The organism is Promicromonospora vindobonensis (assembly GCF_042685865.1).
Taxonomy (GTDB): domain Bacteria; phylum Actinomycetota; class Actinomycetes; order Actinomycetales; family Cellulomonadaceae; genus Promicromonospora; species Promicromonospora vindobonensis.
In genome coordinates this window covers 2434981-2450679 of sequence record NZ_JBHUOG010000002.1, presented here as the reverse complement: position 1 = coordinate 2450679, position 15699 = coordinate 2434981, and the positions used below count along the sequence as shown (strand labels likewise).

Below are 15699 nucleotides of genomic sequence, written 5' to 3'. Positions count from 1 at the left end.
ATGGCTGCCCGAACCGTGATCGAGCTGGATTCCGTTCGCAAGGCGTACGGAGACGGCACCGTCGCCGTGGAGGGGCTGAGCCTCGCCGTCCACGAGCACGAGGTGCTCGCACTGGTCGGACCGTCGGGCTGCGGCAAGTCCACGACGCTGCGCATGGTGAACCGGCTGGTGGAGCCCACGTCGGGCCGCATCCTGCTGAACGGCGAGGACGTGACGGCCGCCGATCCAGTGGTCCTGCGCCGCCGGATCGGGTACGTGATCCAGAACGTCGGGCTGTTCCCGCACCGCACGGTCGAGGCGAACATCTCGACGGTGCCTGCCCTGCTCGGCTGGGACCGCAGGCGCACGCGTGCGCGCGTCACCGAGCTCCTGGACCTGGTGGGTCTGCCCGCCGCGACCTACGCGAAGCGGTACCCGCACGAGCTGTCCGGCGGCGAACGGCAGCGCATCGGTGTGGCCAGGGCCCTGGCCACGGACCCACCGGTGCTGCTGATGGACGAGCCGTTCGGCGCCGTCGACCCTGAGTTCCGCAGGCACCTGCAGACGGAGTTCGCCCGGATCCAGGTCGAGACGGGGACCACCGTGATCCTCGTCACGCACGACATCGACGAGGCGGCGCGGCTCGGTGACCGGATCGCCGTGCTGTCGCGCGGCGGACGGCTCGAGCAGGTGGCGAGCCCGCTCGCGGTGCTGGCGCACCCGGCGTCGGAACGGGTCCGGGACTTCATCGGCGACGGGTCCGCCTCGCGCATGCTCGCCCTCGCCCGCGTCGAGCCGAGCGATCTGGAGAGCGCGGACCGGATAGTCCAGCCCGCACCGGCGCCCGTACGGCTCGGCGCGCGCCTCACCGACGCGTTCGAGGCGGTGGCGGCGCTGCCCGGAGCGGCGATGGGCCGGGTGCCTGTCGTGGGGGAGTCCGGCGACGTCGTCGGGTCGCTCACCGCCGACGGGATCCTCGGCGCGCTGCGCCGGGCCGCCGACGCCGCTGCGGCGGACCCGGGCGCCGCCGACGTCCAGGGCGTGGTCGAGGACGCCGTCGAGGACGAGCCCGGGCGCGAACCGGCAGTGTGACGGACGCCGCGTTTCGCGGATCGTCAGGCCGGGACGCCGGGGAGGCGGTCGGCGATAGTCTCGGTGCGTGACCAACGCCCGTGTAGCCCTCGCGACCTGCTCCCAGCTGCCCGACCTCCACAAGGACGACGTGCCGCTGATCGCGGCGCTGGCCGAGCGCGGCGTGACCGCCGAGCCGGCGGTGTGGGACGACCCCGCAGTGGACTGGTCGGGGTACGACCTCGTCCTGGTCCGCTCCACCTGGGACTACTCGCCGCGCCACGACGAGTTCCTCGCGTGGGCGCGCGCCCTGCCCAAGGTGGCCAACTCGGCGGACGTCATCGAGTGGAACACCGACAAGCGGTACCTGCGCGAGCTCGACGCCGCGGGCATCCCGGTGATCCCGACGATCTGGCTCGACCCCGCGCGGCACCTGTCCAAGCGCGCCGTGCACACCCGCATGCCGGCGTTCGGTGACTTCGTGGTCAAGCCGGTCGTCAGCGCCGGCGCGCGGGACACCGGCCGGTACCAGCCCGTCTCGGCCGAGTCGCGTGGGCGCGCCATCATGCACGCCGTCCGGCTGCTCGACGAGGGCCGCTGGGTCATGATCCAGCCCTACGTCACCTCCGTGGACACGGCGGGCGAGACCTGCCTGATCTTCATCGACGGTGAGCTCACCCACGCGGTGCGCAAGAACGCGCTGCTCACCGGCCCGGCCGAGGACTCGGAGGAGCTGTACGCCGCCGAGGAGATGTCCGCCTTCGAAGCCACGCCGGCCCAGGTCGAGGTGGCGCGGCGTGCGCTCGCCGTGGCCAGGGAGGCCACCGGGGCGGACCTCACCTACGCGCGCGTCGACCTGGTCTCCGGCGACGACGGCGTGCCCATGGTCATCGAGCTGGAGCTCACCGAGCCGTCGCTGTGGATGAAGTACGGGTCGGGTGTCGAGGGCAAGCTCGCCGACGCGGTGGTCAAGCTGCTCGGCTGACCCACGCGGTCTCTTCCTCGCAGGGTGGAGACCAGAACCGGGTTCTCCAGGTGCCTCCCGCGCACCTGCCGGTGCAACGGGAAAGAGGTCCGGACCTCGACCAAGAACGAATTCTTGGTCGAGGTCCGGACCTCTTTCATCGGGGTGAGCGACGGGACTTGAACCCGCGGCCCTCGCGACCACAACGCGATGCTCTACCAGCTGAGCTACGCCCACCATGCTCGCCGATCTGGACCGGCGACCGTCGAAAAGCATACATGGTCGGAGGCCCCCGACCGAACTGAAAACTACGGGGCGAGCTGCTTCGTGACGGACGTCTCGGCTACCCGCCCCGCCGCGGCGCGCGCGGTCGCCGTATCCGGGCCGGGCTGAGCGGGGAACAGGACCTCGCGGTAGTAGCGCAGCTCGTCGATCGACTCGAGGATGTCGGCCAGCGCGCGGTGCCCGCCGCCCTTCTTCGGCGACGCGAAGTAGACGCGCGGATACCAGCGGCGGGCCAGCTCCTTGATCGACGACACGTCGACGATCCGGTAGTGCAGGTGCTCCACCAGCTCGGGCATGTGCAGGTCGAGGAAGGTCTTGTCCGTGCCGACGGAGTTGCCGGCCAGTGGTGCCTTGCGGGGTTCGGGCACCCACTCGCGGACGTAGGCAAGGATCTGCTCCTGCGCCTCCTGGAGGGTCAGCCCCCCGTCGAGCTCGTCGAGCAGGCCGGACGTGGTGTGCATGGCGCGCACGAAGTCGTTCATCTGCGCCAGGGCCTCGGCCGGAGGTTTCACGAGGACATCGACACCGGTGCCCAGGACGTTGAGGTCGGAGTCCGTGACGATCGCCGCGACCTCGACGAGCGCGTCAGCGCGCAGGTCCAGGCCCGTCATCTCGCAGTCGATCCAGACGATGCGCTCGTTGGGGTTGGGAAGGCTCACGCCGCTCAGCCTATTCCGTCCGGCGCCGAGGGGATGACGCGGGCCGTGGTACGCGGGGCACGGCGGCCCGGCGCAGCACAGGAGATCCGGCCCCGGTCGTGCCGCGTGGGCAACGGAAAGGCCCTCCCGCAGGGCGACCGGAGTCGTCCGAGGAAGGGCCAGGATGTTCGACGCCGGAGGTGCTGCTCCGGGCCGGTCAGCTGTCGGTCAGATCAGGCGGAGTCGCTTGACGCGCTTGTTGGTGTGGCGCTCGGGGCGCTCACGCAGTGCGCGCTCCTGCGCACCGGCGATCTCCGCGCGACGCGCGATCTCAGCAACCTGGGCGCGGCCGATGTAGTACGCGGTCTGGGCATGCATGTCTGGGGTTCCTTCCGAGGGGTGGGGAGAGATGGACGGTGCCGGGGGAGCTCACCGGCCGGGTCGCGGCTGGTGTCCCACACTGTTTCCGTCGTGTTACATCATCCCAGATTTCGGAAATCCCGCGCAAGGTGGACAGTGGTGATCTGCGGCACCATTCCGGGCTTTGCCGCCTCTCGCGAGACGGATTCCTGTGTTTCTTGCTCAACGCCGTGACGTGGGCCACTGAACGGACGGCGCCGGGCGCCGAACGGACGGCGCCGGAGCAGAGCGGGTGCGGGACTCGCGCTCTGCTCCGGCGTTCGTGGGGGTCATGCCGAACGTGCGCGCAGGGCGGGTGCCTTGACGCGGTCGCCGGTCCGGTGTGCGGCGCCGGCCTCGGCCTTGCGTCGCTTCCGCTCCTGACGGAGCATGCGTGAACGCCGAAATTCCTCGGCGTCGCGGAGGCGGTCCCGGTGAAGCGAGAGCGCCAGGTCGTACTCGGTATGCACGTGAGTGCCTTTCGTGACGCTGGATGTCGGTCTCCCGACGAGGGTCTGGCCGGACCCTGTCCACCGCCCGGTATGGGACCGGACGGACGTCACCGCGGTGTGCCTTGAGCCTCCCAGGTAACACTCGGATGGCGCACGGCTTTATTCGGCACCGAAGGGAGACTGTTCGCTGGGGCTGGGGCTGGGGCTGGGGCCGAACCGCAACTTGCACGCCTGGTGAACGCTCCAGGGGGCGCCGAGCCGCAACCTACGCGCGACGTTGGTCGTCCGGGAGCGCCGAGCCGCAGGTTACGAGTCGCTCGCGGCGCCGAGCCGCAGGTTACGAGTCACTGACGGGGCCGAGCCGCAAGGAACACGTCCATCGGACCCCGTATGGACTCGTAACCTTCGGCTGGTGCCCTACCCGGACGCGTAGGTTGCGGTTCGACACCCCGGATCGGCCCGCCGGACGCGTAGGTTGCGGTTCGGCCCTCCGGATCGGCCCGCCGGACGCGTAGGTTGCGGTTCGGCCCTCCGGATCGGCCCGCCGGACGCGTAAGTTGCGGTTCGACACCCCGGACACCCCGGGCGGCCCACGTCACGTGCAGTCTGCGGTTCGACAACCCCACAGCGCCCCAGACGCGCCGCGTGCGGGTCGGCACCCCCGGAGCGTTCCACGAGACGCGCAGCCGGGGGTCCTGCACACGAACCGCAAGCCAGCCGCTACCGAAGAACCTCCCGGAACAGCACAGCTACGCCTCACCCGGGAGTGCCTTGCGGATGACCAGTCGCGTCCAGGCGCCGATGAAGATCCGGTCTCCCTCCTCGATCTCCTTGCGGACGCCCTGGGTGAGCGGGGTGTCCGGCAGCGGGTCGCCCGTCGCGGCCACGAAGGTGCCGTTCGACGACCCGAGGTCCTCGACCCACCAGCGCAGTCCGTCGGTGGTCAGCTGGCAGTGACGCCGGGACACTCCGGGATCGCTGCCGCAGTCGACGTCGGGCCGGATGCCGCGGGACTGCGACGGCCGCCCCACCAGGAGGCTGCGCTGCCGCAGCGTGACCAGGCCGGGCAGGCCGGCCGACGGCATCGGGTCCTCGGGCCGCTCGTGCGCGTACCAGTCGGGATCGACCCAGATCTCCGCCACCCAGGTGTCGTCGCCCGGCACCGGAGGCGCGGTGAGGCCGCCACCGCCCGGCGCCGGCGCGGGTGCGCTGCCCGACGACGGCGCGGGCGCACCGCCCGACGACGGCGGCGCCGTCCCACCCGACCGCTGGTCGAGCCCGTCGAGACCCGAGCCCTGCGCTGGTGCCGCGGGGCGAGACACCGGAGCGGGCACGCTCGACGACGGAGGGGCTGCGGGCGTTCCCGCCGACGGGGCTGGTCCAGCCGGCGGGGCAGGACCAAGGTCCAGGACGGACGGCGGCGGTGGCGCGGGCGCGGCCGGCGTGCCGGTGGTGAAGTCGTACCCGCAGTTCTCGCAGAACAGCGAGCCGGCGGGGGAGAGGTCGCCACAGTTGGGGCAGGTCACCGGCCCGCCGGTCGACGCCTCGGCGGACGAGGCCTCGGCAGGCTCCCCCGCCGGTTGCGCGGGCTCGCCCACCGACGGCGCAGCCGGGATCGGCGTGCCGCACACGTCGCAGTAGTCCGTTGCCTGGCTGACGTGGCCTTCCGGGCAGGTGACCGTCATGCGCGCCGTACCCGGGTCGTCTTGGTGGATGCGGTGTCGAGTGCCATCTCGTCCAGCTTGGCGGTATTCCGCTTGAGCCGCACGGTGCCCTCCTCCACGTTCTCCACCTCCACGATCTTGCGCAGACGCGAGGTGGCGTCGTCGTTGCCGGTCTCGGCGGCGAGCTGGACGGCGCGGCCGAGCTTCACGGTCGCTGTCGCCTCGTCACCGGCGGCCTTGGCTGCCAGGCCCTCCTGGATGGCCGAGGCAAGCTCTGCCTGGCCCGTGTAGTGCGCCACCTCGGGGCTGATCCGGGCGGTGAGCGTGGAGTCGTCCGACCACTTGGCCTTGACCAGGCCAGATGCCGCCACGTCGGCCCCGACGGCGACCTGGACCCGGGCCGCGAGCTGCTCGGAGCCCACCGGCTTCGAGGGCACGCGGACCGCCACGTGGTACTCGCGGGTCTCGTCGGCCCACGCGCCCGTCGGGTACGCGCTGGTCAGGGCGTTCACCTCGGTCCGGCGGCCGGTGAGGTCGTCGACCTCCGGTGCGACCTGCCTGACGAACAGGACCTGCGACCCCTGCGGGGCCCACACGCGGAGGTCCACCGCTGCGACACCCCGGGCCATGGACTTGCGCACCAGGGCGGCGAAGTCGTCGGCGATGTCCTCCGGCCGGGCGATGAGGTCGACGGTGCCGAGCAGGGCGGTCGAGATCTTGCGCAGCTCCTCGACCACCCAGCGGTCCCCGACGCCCCGGGCGTCGCACTGGAAGTGTCCGGTGACGTCCGCGATCATCTGGTTCAGGTGCGCGGACGGCTCGGACTCGTTCTTGCCGTCCGTCAGCAGGATCAGGTGCTTCTGGGCCACCGGGACCGTGGCGAACAGGTCGTCGGCGAGGCGGAGCCAGGACGAGATGGCGGTGCCGCCGCCCGCCGCCATGGTGGAGATGGCCCGCTTTGCCTCGGCGCGGGCGCCGGGCTCCATGGCCACCATCGGTACCCGCGCATTGGGGTACGGGAAGATCCGGGACGCCACGTGCGAGCCGCCGATGATCGCGAACAGCGTGCCGTCAGGGATCTGGTCGACGGCCACCGCCGCGGCATGCTTGGCGGCCTCCATGTTGCGGCCCTGCATGGACCCGGAGGTGTCGACGGCGACGATCTCGGCGACGCCGCCCGAGCCCGCGTCCGCACCGGGGGCTGCGCGCTGGGTGGTTCCGGCGCCCGTGCAGGTCACGGACACGACTGCGTGCACGTCGGTGGCGCCGTCGGACAGGAACTCGTTCTGGAAGACCTCGGCGGAGAACTCGGCCACGGTGGCTCCTCTCGGTAACGGCAGGCTATCGCTGCTCGGTGACAGTGGGGGAGACACGGGCGAGCGCTGCGGTGATGTTGTCCCGCCCGCCCTGTGCGTTGGCCCAGCGCACGAGCGCCGCGGCCGTGGTGTGCGGGTCGCCGGAGCCGGCGAACCGCTGCACGAGATCACTCATCTCGTGCGCGTCGGAGCAGTAGTTCCACAGGCCGTCGGAGCAGACCAGCAGCCAGCCCGGCCCCGAAGGGACCGTCGCGGCGCAGCGGGCGTCGGTGTCCGGGGCGTCCGGGCCGAGCCACCGCGTGATGGCGTGCGCCTGCGGCGACGTCTCCGCCTGCGCCCGCGGCACGCCCGCCGCGATCATCTCCTGGGCCCACGAGTCGTCGACGCTGAGCTGCTCCGCCTGGCCGGAGTCCGGCAGCCAGTACACGCGGGAGTCGCCCAGCCAGCCGGCGACGACGAGGCCCTGGTCCACGACCGCTGCCACGAAGGTGCACGACGGCGGGTCGTCCGTCACGTCCTTCCCCTTCGTCGCGGCGAGCTGTTCCGCCGCGCCCCGCACGGCCTGGCCCGCCGCGCGCGAGGCGGCGACCATGGCGTCGGTCCACCCGGCGATGCGGCGGCTGGTCGCGCCCTCGACGGAGCTCGACCCCTCCGGCCCGTAGGCCACGAGCACGTCTCGCGCGGCCCGGCTCGCTGCGAGCGACGCGACGTCGGAGTCGGGTGCGCTCGACACGCCGTCGCACACCACGAGGGCAGCGAAGGTGCCACCGGCGGCGAGCGCCATCGCGTCCTCGTTGCGGGCGTGCCGCACGCCGCGGTCGCAGACGCCGGCGACCCAGTCGGCCGGGCGCTCCTCGAAGTGGTCCCGCTCGGACTGGCCGGGCGTGCCGCAGTCGGCGCAGTACCCGTCCGGTGCGATGGTGCCGCCGCAGGCGGCGCAGGACCGGCGCGCAGAGGAGTCGCCCGTGGCGGGGTCGGGGTCCACGACGGTGGGAGCCGGCTGGAGGGTGACCTCTGTGGGCAGGGTCCCTTCGGCGCCGGGCAGCGGCGTGCCGCAGTTCTCGCAGAATCTGGCGCGGGGCGCCGCGTTCTCTCCGCAGTTCGGGCAGCGGGCGAGGCTACTGTCGTCGGCACTCATGTCTGGGTCGGTCTCCTTGCGTCCGTCAGGGCTCGCACCCCGCGACTGTCTTTCAGCGGATCACCAGGATCGGTTCACCGTTCGGCGGTTCTCGTTGCGCCGGACTCCAGGTCGGGCGTACCGCTCAACGCATCGTCCACCGCCGTACGGAGTTTGCCCGGTCGACGAGCGCTACGCGCTCCGAGCGGTCGTCGGTGAGGTGGGCGAGGTCGCGCAGGGCGACCTCGAGGCGGTCCCGCAGCTCCGGCTCGGTGGCCTCAGCTCCGGCCACCCGCACGCCCGGGTCGGGTCCGCCGCGTGTGACCAGGCCGAGCGCGCCGGAGAGGGCGTCGACGGTGACGGCGGCCCTGGGACGGTCGGGCACGTGGGCGGCGTCGAGCCCCGCGACGGCGTCGGACAGGTCGACAAGGGTGCGCCGTGCGCCGACCAGGAGCCTGGCCCGCCGCAGGCGGGCGTCGGGGAAGGAGCCTCGGGTGGGGCCCACCAGGTCGAGGGCGCCGAGGGCGCCGTCGAGGTCGCCGCCCGACGACCGGACGCGCGCGAGGCCGAACGCTGCGGCACCGGTGTAGTTGGCGTCGGCTCGCGCGATGGTGCTGTACAGCTGCTCCGCGACGCCGGGTTCGTCCGAGACCTCGCAGACGGTGGCGAGCGCGAGCTTCGGTGCCGGCTCGCCGGGGACCTGCCCGTAGACGGCGTTGAAGGACGCGCGGGCCGTGGCCGGGTCGCCGGTCGAGAGGTGCCCGAGGCCCTCCATCCAGGCGGCGCGCCACTCCCAGGGGTCGTGCTCGAGGATCTGTGCGACGGTGGCGCGCAGCCGGTCGATGTCGTCGGCCTCGATGGCGGCGCGCGCCAGGGCGAGCCGCACCTCGACGGTGGCCTCCGCGGCGCCGGCGAGCGCCACCATGCGGGCGGTCGGGTCGGCGACGTTCACCCCGGCCAGCCAGGACGCCATCGGGTCGGTGGAGTCCACCTTCAGCAGGGGCAGCTCGTGCCAGCCGAGGGCACCCTCGGCGCCGTCGAGCGGCGGCACGCCGAACAGGACGGACTCCGCCGACGTCGTTGCCGTGTACCCGGGGCCCTTGTCGGTGGCGACGACCTCGCGGAGCACTCCGAGGAGCTGGACGCGGGCCTCGTCGACCGACGCGAACCGGTCGGCGGGCTCGGGCGCGCACGCCTTGGCCAGCCAGCGGTAGAACGAGTCGTACTTCTGGAAGACGGGCGTCTCGGCGACCGGCGGGAAGGACGCCTGGTACACCGTGGTGTTGCCGCGGAAGTCCAGCACGAGGGAGGCAAGGGTGCGGCCGAGCGTGAAGATGTCGGACGCGACGGACGGCCCGATCTCGGCGACCTCCGGGGCCTGGTAGCCGATGGTGCCGTAGATCGCGGACTGGAGGTCGTCGACGCGGCGCACGCCGCCCATGTCGATCAGCTTGACGCCGTCGCCCTGGGCGATGATGTTGTCCGGCTTGAAGTCGCAGTAGAGCAGGCCGCGGTCGTGCAGGTAGCTGAACGCCGGCAGCACCTCGAGGATGTACGCGATCGCCTGGTCGACCGGCAGCGGCCGTGCCTGCCCAGCACCCAGGTCGCGGCGCTCCTTGAGCACGTCCTTGAGGGACTTGCCGCCCACGAACTCCATGACGGTGTAGCCGAGGCCCTCGTGGAGCACGAAGTTGAAGATCTCGACGATCAGCGGGTGCTCGACCTCCGCGAGGTACTGGCGCTCGGCGACGGCGGCCTCGTAGGCTTCCTTGTCACCCGAGTTGAGCAGGCCCTTGAGGACCACCCAGCGGCCGCTGACGTTGCGGTCGCGGGCCAGGTAGATCCAGCCGAGGCCGCCGTGGGCGAGGCAGCCGACCACCTCGTACTGGCGGGCCACGAGGTCACCTGCCTTGAGCGCCGGGGCGAAGTCGTACCGTGCGCCGCAGTGGCCGCAGAACCCGGCGATGCGGCCGGGCACGCCCTCCCTGGTCCGTCCGACGGGCTGCCCGCACGTGGGGCAGTACCGCTTGCTCTCCGCGAGCTCCGGCGTGGCCATGACAGCCTGCAGCGGGTCGGCCACCGGGGTGTGCGGCACCGTGGTGAGGCCGGCGCCGAGCCGGTGCCCGCGCAGCCGCGTCGAGCCGGTGCCCACCCGTCGGGTCTGGTAGGTGCCTGGCGCCACGCGCGCGGAGCCCAGCGCCGTCGACGCGAGGCGGGACGAGCTGGTGCGCCCGGTGGAGGGCTGCTCCATGGCCCCGGGCAGCCCGCCGGAGGCGCGCACCGTCGTGTCGTCGGCCCCCCACGAGGCCGCGACGGCCGCGAGCGCACCGCCTGCGGGGTTGCCGCCGGCGGGCGCCCCGCACACGTTGCAGTAGCCGTCCTCGATAGTGCCGCGGCAGCCCGGCTCGGCGCACGCCTGTGTCGTCATCGGTTCCCCTTCGGAAGATCGCGCACGAGCATCTCGAGCTGCTCGGTGAAGTGCCGTGCCATGGCGAGGTCGCAGGGCGCGGCGTCCAGCGCTTCGCGCGCCTCGTCCTCGCCCGCCTTCACGGTGGACGACGCGGCCCGGCCGTTGCCCTGGGCCTTCGTCATCAGGTTCTTGACGCGGTAGCGCAGCTCGGCGCGTTCGCGCAGGGGGGCGGTGTAGGCGTCCTCCACCCGCTCCATGGCACGTTCGACGGCGCCCAGCCGCTGGACGTAGGTCGTGAGCCGGTCGGGCTCGTCGGGGACGTCACCGAGTCGGGTCACGTCAGGGATCGCGAGCCGCGGCGGGTCGGTGATCTCCCTGCGGCAGCGTTCCGCCACCTGGGTGAGCACGGGGGTCCGGTCCGCCAGGGTGGTGCGCAGCGCGACGGCGCGCTCCCTGTCCTTGGCGAGCGACCGGCGCCGGGCGGTCGCCACGATGAGGTCCCGCTCGGTGCGGGCGACGTCGTCCTCGAGCGCACCGAGCGGCCCGGTGATGTCGGCTCCGCGGGCGGCGTCGGACTTGAGACGGGCGAGCCGGTCGCGCAGGCGGGCGACGACGGCGTCGTCCTCGGTGTCGGCGGACGCGTGGGCGGCGTCCTCCGCCCGGACGATGCCGCCGGCCAGGGCCCGCAGGCGGGCGGTGACGTCGGCGGCGTGCGGGTCGAACGAGAGGCGGGTGGCGAGCTGGTCGGCCTGGGCGTCGCACAGGCGCGCCGCGTCGACGAGGGACAGCAGCGACGTGGCGGGGTCGCCGCCGAGGCGGCCCCAGATCAGCTGGGACATGCGCTCGCGCGCGACGGCGTCCGCTCGGCCGGAGTCCCACACCGTGACCAGCTCGTCCGTGCGGGTGCGCACCGCCTGCCACAGGGTAAGGGCCAGCACGACGTCGGCCGTCACGGCGTTCTCGCCGGAGTGGCGGGCCGTGGCGTCCAGCCGGTCCAGGTCGGCGCGGCGCGCGTCGAGCCACGCCTGGAGGTCGGACAGGTAGGTCAGGAGGGCAGCGGGCTCGGCCGCCACGCCAAGGGCGCCGGGCGGCGCCGGTGCGCGTTGGGCTCTGCTCACGGCGTCCGCCCGTACACCGGCTTGGGCGCCGAGGGCGCGGGGCCGAGCGCCTCACCCAGCCAGCGCTCGTAGGACTGCTCCCACTGACCGCCGTCGACCATGTCCTCCAGCACGCCGTTCACGAACCGGACCATGTCCAGCTGGTCGGCGGGGATGCCGACGCCGTAGGGCTCGTCGCTCACGGGGTCGCCGACGACCTTCGCGTACGGGTCCTGGGCGGCGAAGCCTGCGAGGACCGTGTCGTCGCCGGTGATGGCGTCCACCGCGCCCTGCTGGAACAGGACGAGGCACGTCGTGTGGGTGGCGGCAGGCACCGCCTCGACGCCCTCCCACTCGCCGAGCCGCTCCAGGGTCGTGGTGCCCTCCGGCGCGCAGACCCGCTGCCCGGAGAGGTCGTCGACGCCCGCGACGTCCGACGTCGACGGGACCAGCAGCTTCTGGCCCGCGTGGTAGTACTCCGCCGAGAACGCGATGTTCTCCCAGCGCTCGCAGTTGATGGTGAAGGCCCGCACGACGATGTCGACCTCGTGGTCGGCCAGGACGGTCTCGCGGTCGCCCGACGTGATCACGCGGAACTGGATCTTGTCAGGGTCGCCGAAGATCGCGTCCGCCACCTGGTGGGCCACGTCGATGTCGAAGCCCTCGATGTCGCTCGTGAACGGGTCACGGGACCCCATGAGCAGGGTGTCCGCAGAGACGGCCACGCGGAGGAAGCCACGCTCGCGGATGTCGGCCATCGTGGAGCCGGACGTCACCTCCGGGCTGCCGCCGGGGTCCAGCGACGCGACCGCAGGCTGCCCGTCACCGCAGTCCTGGGCCGCTGTGGCGGTCCCGGACGCCGCGGCGCCGCTCGGCGCCTGCGGGGCGGACTCCTGCACGGACTCCTGCGTCGTCGAGCCCATCCCGGCCGCGCCGGTGAGCAGGTGCGTGGTCGTCTCGGGCGCACACGCCGCCGTCGTGCCGACCAGGGCGAGCGCGACGAGGGCTGTGACGATCGGTCTGCGGGCTGCACGCGTGCTCATCGGTACTCCTTCAGACGGACGTTCATCCCGGCGGCGGCGGCAACGGCCCCCGCGACGCCGAGCACGAGGGCGATCCAGGCGGCGACCTGCGCGGTGGTCGCCGCTGAGCCGAGCCGGTCCACCGCATCCTTGCTCGTGGCCTCGACCTCGGTGTGGGCCCGGTCGGAGAACGCGGCGAAGGCAGCGCCCGCCGAGTCGTCGGCCCGGGACGTCGCGGCCTCGACGGCGGCTTCCCAGTCGTTGCCGTCGTCCAGCGCGCGGATCTCGGTGTGCTTCTCGTCCCACGCGTCCAGGAGCGCCAGGGAGTCGGTGGCGCCGGAGCCGCCGGCCGTCGCGTCCTCAGCCTCGCCCAGCAGGTCCCGCGCTCCGGCGATCGACGCCTGGTACGACTCCTCGAACTCGCCGCCCGAGCCGCGCTTGATCAGCGTGAACGACTCCATCGACTTGGCGTCCGTAGCCAGCGACAGGGCCTCCGACGTCGCGACGGTCGCCGCGTACGGGCCGCTCGCGACCGACCGGGCCACGCCGTTGCCGCCCAGCACTGCGGCCGTCGCCACCACGCCGCCGACCAGGAGAGCGACGCTCGCGGCCGCCAGCCCGGTGTTCAGGACCCGGTGCGTACGCCGCGCGAGCCAGAGCTGGACGGCGCCCAGCGCCACCAGTGCCAGCAGCACGAACAGCAGCAGCGCCTGGGCGAGCGAGACCGAACCCATGTCGGCGTCGACCCGCTGGGACGTCGAGACCGCCACCTCGTCGATCGTCGGCAGCACCTCGTCGCGCAGCGCCGACGACGCCTGGTCCAGGTAGGCCGCGCCGACGGGGAAGCCCTGCCGGTTGTTCGCCCGGGCCGACTCGACCAGGCCGGCGTAGCGCTGCACCGAGTCGGACACCGCGGCGAGGTCCGCCGCTTCTCCGTCGCCCCGTGCGGTCGCGGCCAGCGACGGGACGGCCTGCGCGGCCTCGGACAGGCTCGCCTCGTAGCGGGCGCGCGCCTCCGTGGGCTCCAGCCCGCCCACGAGGAACGCGTTGGTCGCCGTCGCGTCGGCGGACACCAGGTCGTTGCGCAGCTCCTGCGTGCCCACCAGCTGGGCCGCGTCGCGCTGTGCGTCGCGCAGGGCTGCTGACTGGCCGTTGCCCGCGAGGAAGCCGGTCACGCCCAGCAGCAGGCACGCCACCACGGCCACGGTGGTGGCAAGGGCCAGCCGCCCCGGCGTGGTGGCGAGGCCCGCCGCGAACCGGGAGCCCGGGGTGGTTGGTGCCGGTGCGGCGCCGGCCACGAGGTCCGGCTCGGGCACGCCAGGGGTCGTCGTCGTCAGCGGTGCGGTCACGTGGTGGCCTCGCTGTCAGTCCCGATGTCCACGACATCCTCCAGGTCTTCCGGGACCAGCGTGCGCAGCTGGTCGAGCGTCGGTCGTTCAACGTCCCGCAAACGCCAGGCGTGCCGGGCAATTGCGGAATCCAGCACATTGCGTGCCCACCGCCCGTTGCCGAAGCCTTCCCCGCGGGCCTGGTCGGCCGCCAGGCGGTCGAACCGCTCCAGCGCGGCCGGCTCCGGCTCGAAGTCGGCGGCCCGGGCCATGGACCCGAAGATCTGCCGCAGCTCGTCGGCGGAGTAGTCCTCGAACGTGATGGTGCGGGCGAACCGGCTCTCCAGACCCGGGTTGGTGCCGATGAACCGGGCCATCGGGCCGGGGTAGCCCGCCACGACGACCACGAGGTCGTCGCGGTGGTCCTCCATGTCCTTCACCAGGGTGTCGACGGCCTCGCGGCCGTACTGGTCCTCGGCAAGGGCGTACGCCTCGTCGATGAACAGCACGCCACCGAGGGCGCGCTCCACGACCGCCGTCGTCTTCTCTGCGGTCTGGCCAAGGTAGCCGGCCACCAGCTCGGACCGGTCGACCTCCACGAGGTGCCCCTTGTCCAGCAGCCCCAGCGCCCGGTAGATCCCGGCGACGAGCCGGCCCACCGTCGTCTTGCCGGTGCCCGGGTTGCCGACGAACACCAGGTGGCGCGTCAGCGTCGGCGCGCTCAGGCCCGCCTCGCCGCGCAGGCGCTCGATGCGGAGCAGCTCGGTCTGGCGGCGGATCTCGTCCTTGACTCGTCCTAGTCCGATGAGTGCGTCGAGCTCTTCTAGGAGCTGCTCCAGGGTCTTCTCTGGTTCCGGGTCGGCCTCTCCTGTCCCGTCGCCTTCTCCGGTGGGGAAAGCCGGTTGGGCGCTTGGCTGGGTTGGCCGCGTCAAGGCGGGGTGGGTGGTTGGCAGGGCGGTTGGAGCCCTGTCGCGGCCTGCTGCCGCGCCGCGGTGGACTGCCTTGGTGCCCTCTGCCGCTGCGATCGCGCTGATGCTCGGGTCACCAAGGGCCGCAGCGGCGTCCACGACGGCGGCCAGGGCTTCTGCGTACTGCTGTGCGTGGGGTGAGCCGTTGGTGACGAGGGCGTCGAGCAGGTCGGTCGGGGCCGAACGCCAGCGGCGGGCGCTCACCGCGGCGTCGAAGAACGGCTGCAGGCTGCCCGACGCCGGGCGGGCGGTCGCGGCGATCCAGTCGGCCGGCGCGCCGGGGGACGACTCTGCGACCGCGGCGGCCAGCCGTTCACCCTCGGTGCGCGCGGCCGGGCCGTTCACTCCGGCCGCTGAGCCTGCCGCGGCCAGGGCGTCGAGGGCTGCGGCGAACGCCGTCGTGCTCACGGGGCCTCCAGGGGCCGGTGACCCGGCCCGGTCTCGGGGCCCGTCGACCCGGGGGGTGCGAGGGCGCCGGGGCCCGCGCCGGGGAGCGTCAGGCCCGACGTGCCGAACTTCTCCTCGAGGAACCGGCCGTGCGCGACGAGGGCGACGGCGTCGGCACGCGAGACGGCGTCGGAGATCTTGTCGATGGTGGCGCCGAGCAGGTCGAGCTGGTCACACAGGATCATGAGCGACGTCTTGCCGCGGTCCACCACCCGCCGGTCTGCGAAGTCACGAGGGAGGCGCAGGTAGGCATCGACGGCCTCGGGCAGGTAGCTGGTCGCGGTGGCGACCACGGTATGGGCCTGCTGGGAGCCGGCGCCGAGCCGGTCCAGGCGCGGCGCCATCTCGTGCACGGTCTCGGCCACGCGCTGCACGCGGGCGGTCACCGCTGCGGGGGCCTTGCCGGACGCGCGCTCCAGCACCGCGTCGACCGACGTCACGATCTGCTCGGTCGTCGGCGGCGCCGGGATCGTGACGGTGTGCTCCACCTCCTCGGCGCGCCCGCCGCCGAAGAGTCGCCGCCACCAGCTCATGCCTGCCTC

General features: G+C 73.0%; 13 protein-coding genes and 1 tRNA gene. 2 read left to right on the top strand and 12 right to left on the bottom strand.

Annotated elements, in window-relative coordinates:
• Together ACFS27_RS24190 and ACFS27_RS24185 are read left to right on the top strand one after the other, a co-directional pair.
• Positions 1–1071, top strand: coding sequence for an ABC transporter ATP-binding protein (locus tag ACFS27_RS24190; protein ID WP_377188697.1), 1071 nt, complete (start codon positions 1–3; stop codon positions 1069–1071).
• Between the two features lie 67 nt (positions 1072–1138).
• Positions 1139–2035: an ATP-grasp domain-containing protein gene (locus tag ACFS27_RS24185; RefSeq protein WP_377188694.1), complete on the top strand. Its 897-nt coding sequence runs from the start codon at positions 1139–1141 to the stop codon at positions 2033–2035.
• A 143-nt stretch (positions 2036–2178) separates the two neighbouring features.
• Here the strand turns inward: ACFS27_RS24185 and ACFS27_RS24180 are convergent.
• The 12 genes from ACFS27_RS24180 to ACFS27_RS24125 form a co-directional block, all read right to left on the bottom strand.
• Positions 2179–2251, bottom strand: a tRNA-His gene (locus tag ACFS27_RS24180).
• 71 nt (positions 2252–2322) lie between these two features.
• Positions 2323–2958: an oligoribonuclease gene (gene orn, locus ACFS27_RS24175; RefSeq protein ID WP_377188691.1), complete on the bottom strand. Its 636-nt coding sequence runs from the start codon at positions 2956–2958 to the stop codon at positions 2323–2325.
• A 207-nt stretch (positions 2959–3165) separates the two neighbouring features.
• On the bottom strand, positions 3166–3315 hold the full coding sequence (locus ACFS27_RS24170; protein ID WP_377188687.1) for a hypothetical protein: 150 nt from the start codon (positions 3313–3315) through the stop codon (positions 3166–3168).
• Positions 3316–4537: 1222 nt separating this feature from the next.
• Positions 4538–5473 carry an FHA domain-containing protein gene (locus ACFS27_RS24165; protein ID WP_377188684.1) on the bottom strand — a complete coding sequence of 312 codons (936 nt, stop codon included), beginning with the start codon at positions 5471–5473 and terminating at the stop codon, positions 4538–4540.
• On the bottom strand, positions 5470–6768 hold the full coding sequence (locus ACFS27_RS24160) for a VWA domain-containing protein (RefSeq protein WP_377188681.1): 1299 nt from the start codon (positions 6766–6768) through the stop codon (positions 5470–5472). The genes ACFS27_RS24165 and ACFS27_RS24160 overlap by 4 nt, the downstream gene beginning before the upstream one ends.
• Positions 6769–6793: 25 nt before the next feature.
• The gene (locus ACFS27_RS24155) at positions 6794–7906 is read right to left on the bottom strand and encodes a PP2C family serine/threonine-protein phosphatase (RefSeq protein WP_377188678.1); all 1113 of its coding nucleotides are present in this window, start codon (positions 7904–7906) and stop codon (positions 6794–6796) included.
• 124 nt (positions 7907–8030) lie between these two features.
• Positions 8031–10313: a serine/threonine-protein kinase gene (locus ACFS27_RS24150; protein ID WP_377188675.1), complete on the bottom strand. Its 2283-nt coding sequence runs from the start codon at positions 10311–10313 to the stop codon at positions 8031–8033.
• On the bottom strand, positions 10310–11413 hold the full coding sequence (locus tag ACFS27_RS24145) for a hypothetical protein (protein ID WP_377188672.1): 1104 nt from the start codon (positions 11411–11413) through the stop codon (positions 10310–10312). The genes ACFS27_RS24150 and ACFS27_RS24145 overlap by 4 nt, the downstream gene beginning before the upstream one ends.
• Positions 11410–12435, bottom strand: coding sequence for a glutamate ABC transporter substrate-binding protein (locus tag ACFS27_RS24140; RefSeq protein WP_377188669.1), 1026 nt, complete (start codon positions 12433–12435; stop codon positions 11410–11412). Before ACFS27_RS24140 ends, ACFS27_RS24145 begins: the two co-directional genes overlap by 4 nt.
• Entirely contained in the window at positions 12432–13763 is a 1332-nt protein-coding gene (locus ACFS27_RS24135) for a hypothetical protein (protein ID WP_377188666.1), read from the bottom strand. Before ACFS27_RS24135 ends, ACFS27_RS24140 begins: the two co-directional genes overlap by 4 nt.
• Complete coding sequence (locus ACFS27_RS24130) at positions 13760–15118, bottom strand: AAA family ATPase (RefSeq protein WP_377188663.1); 1359 nt, start codon at positions 15116–15118, stop codon at positions 13760–13762. Before ACFS27_RS24130 ends, ACFS27_RS24135 begins: the two co-directional genes overlap by 4 nt.
• The gene (locus ACFS27_RS24125) at positions 15115–15690 is read right to left on the bottom strand and encodes a hypothetical protein (protein WP_377188660.1); all 576 of its coding nucleotides are present in this window, start codon (positions 15688–15690) and stop codon (positions 15115–15117) included. Before ACFS27_RS24125 ends, ACFS27_RS24130 begins: the two co-directional genes overlap by 4 nt.
• Positions 15691–15699: the final 9 nt, after the last annotated feature.

Bases quoted from the DNA above. Each gene is read 5' to 3' on its own strand.
- ACFS27_RS24125 (WP_377188660.1), bottom strand. From the start codon at position 15,690: ATGAGCTGGTGGCGGCGACTCTTCGGCGGCGGGCGCGCCGAGGAGGTG.
- ACFS27_RS24190 (WP_377188697.1), top strand. From the start codon at position 1: ATGGCTGCCCGAACCGTGATCGAGCTGGATTCCGTTCGCAAGGCGTAC.
- ACFS27_RS24155 (WP_377188678.1), bottom strand. From the start codon at position 7,906: ATGAGTGCCGACGACAGTAGCCTCGCCCGCTGCCCGAACTGCGGAGAG.
- ACFS27_RS24165 (WP_377188684.1), bottom strand. From the start codon at position 5,473: ATGACGGTCACCTGCCCGGAAGGCCACGTCAGCCAGGCAACGGACTAC.
- ACFS27_RS24170 (WP_377188687.1), bottom strand. From the start codon at position 3,315: ATGCATGCCCAGACCGCGTACTACATCGGCCGCGCCCAGGTTGCTGAG.
- ACFS27_RS24140 (WP_377188669.1), bottom strand. From the start codon at position 12,435: ATGAGCACGCGTGCAGCCCGCAGACCGATCGTCACAGCCCTCGTCGCG.
- ACFS27_RS24150 (WP_377188675.1), bottom strand. From the start codon at position 10,313: ATGACGACACAGGCGTGCGCCGAGCCGGGCTGCCGCGGCACTATCGAG.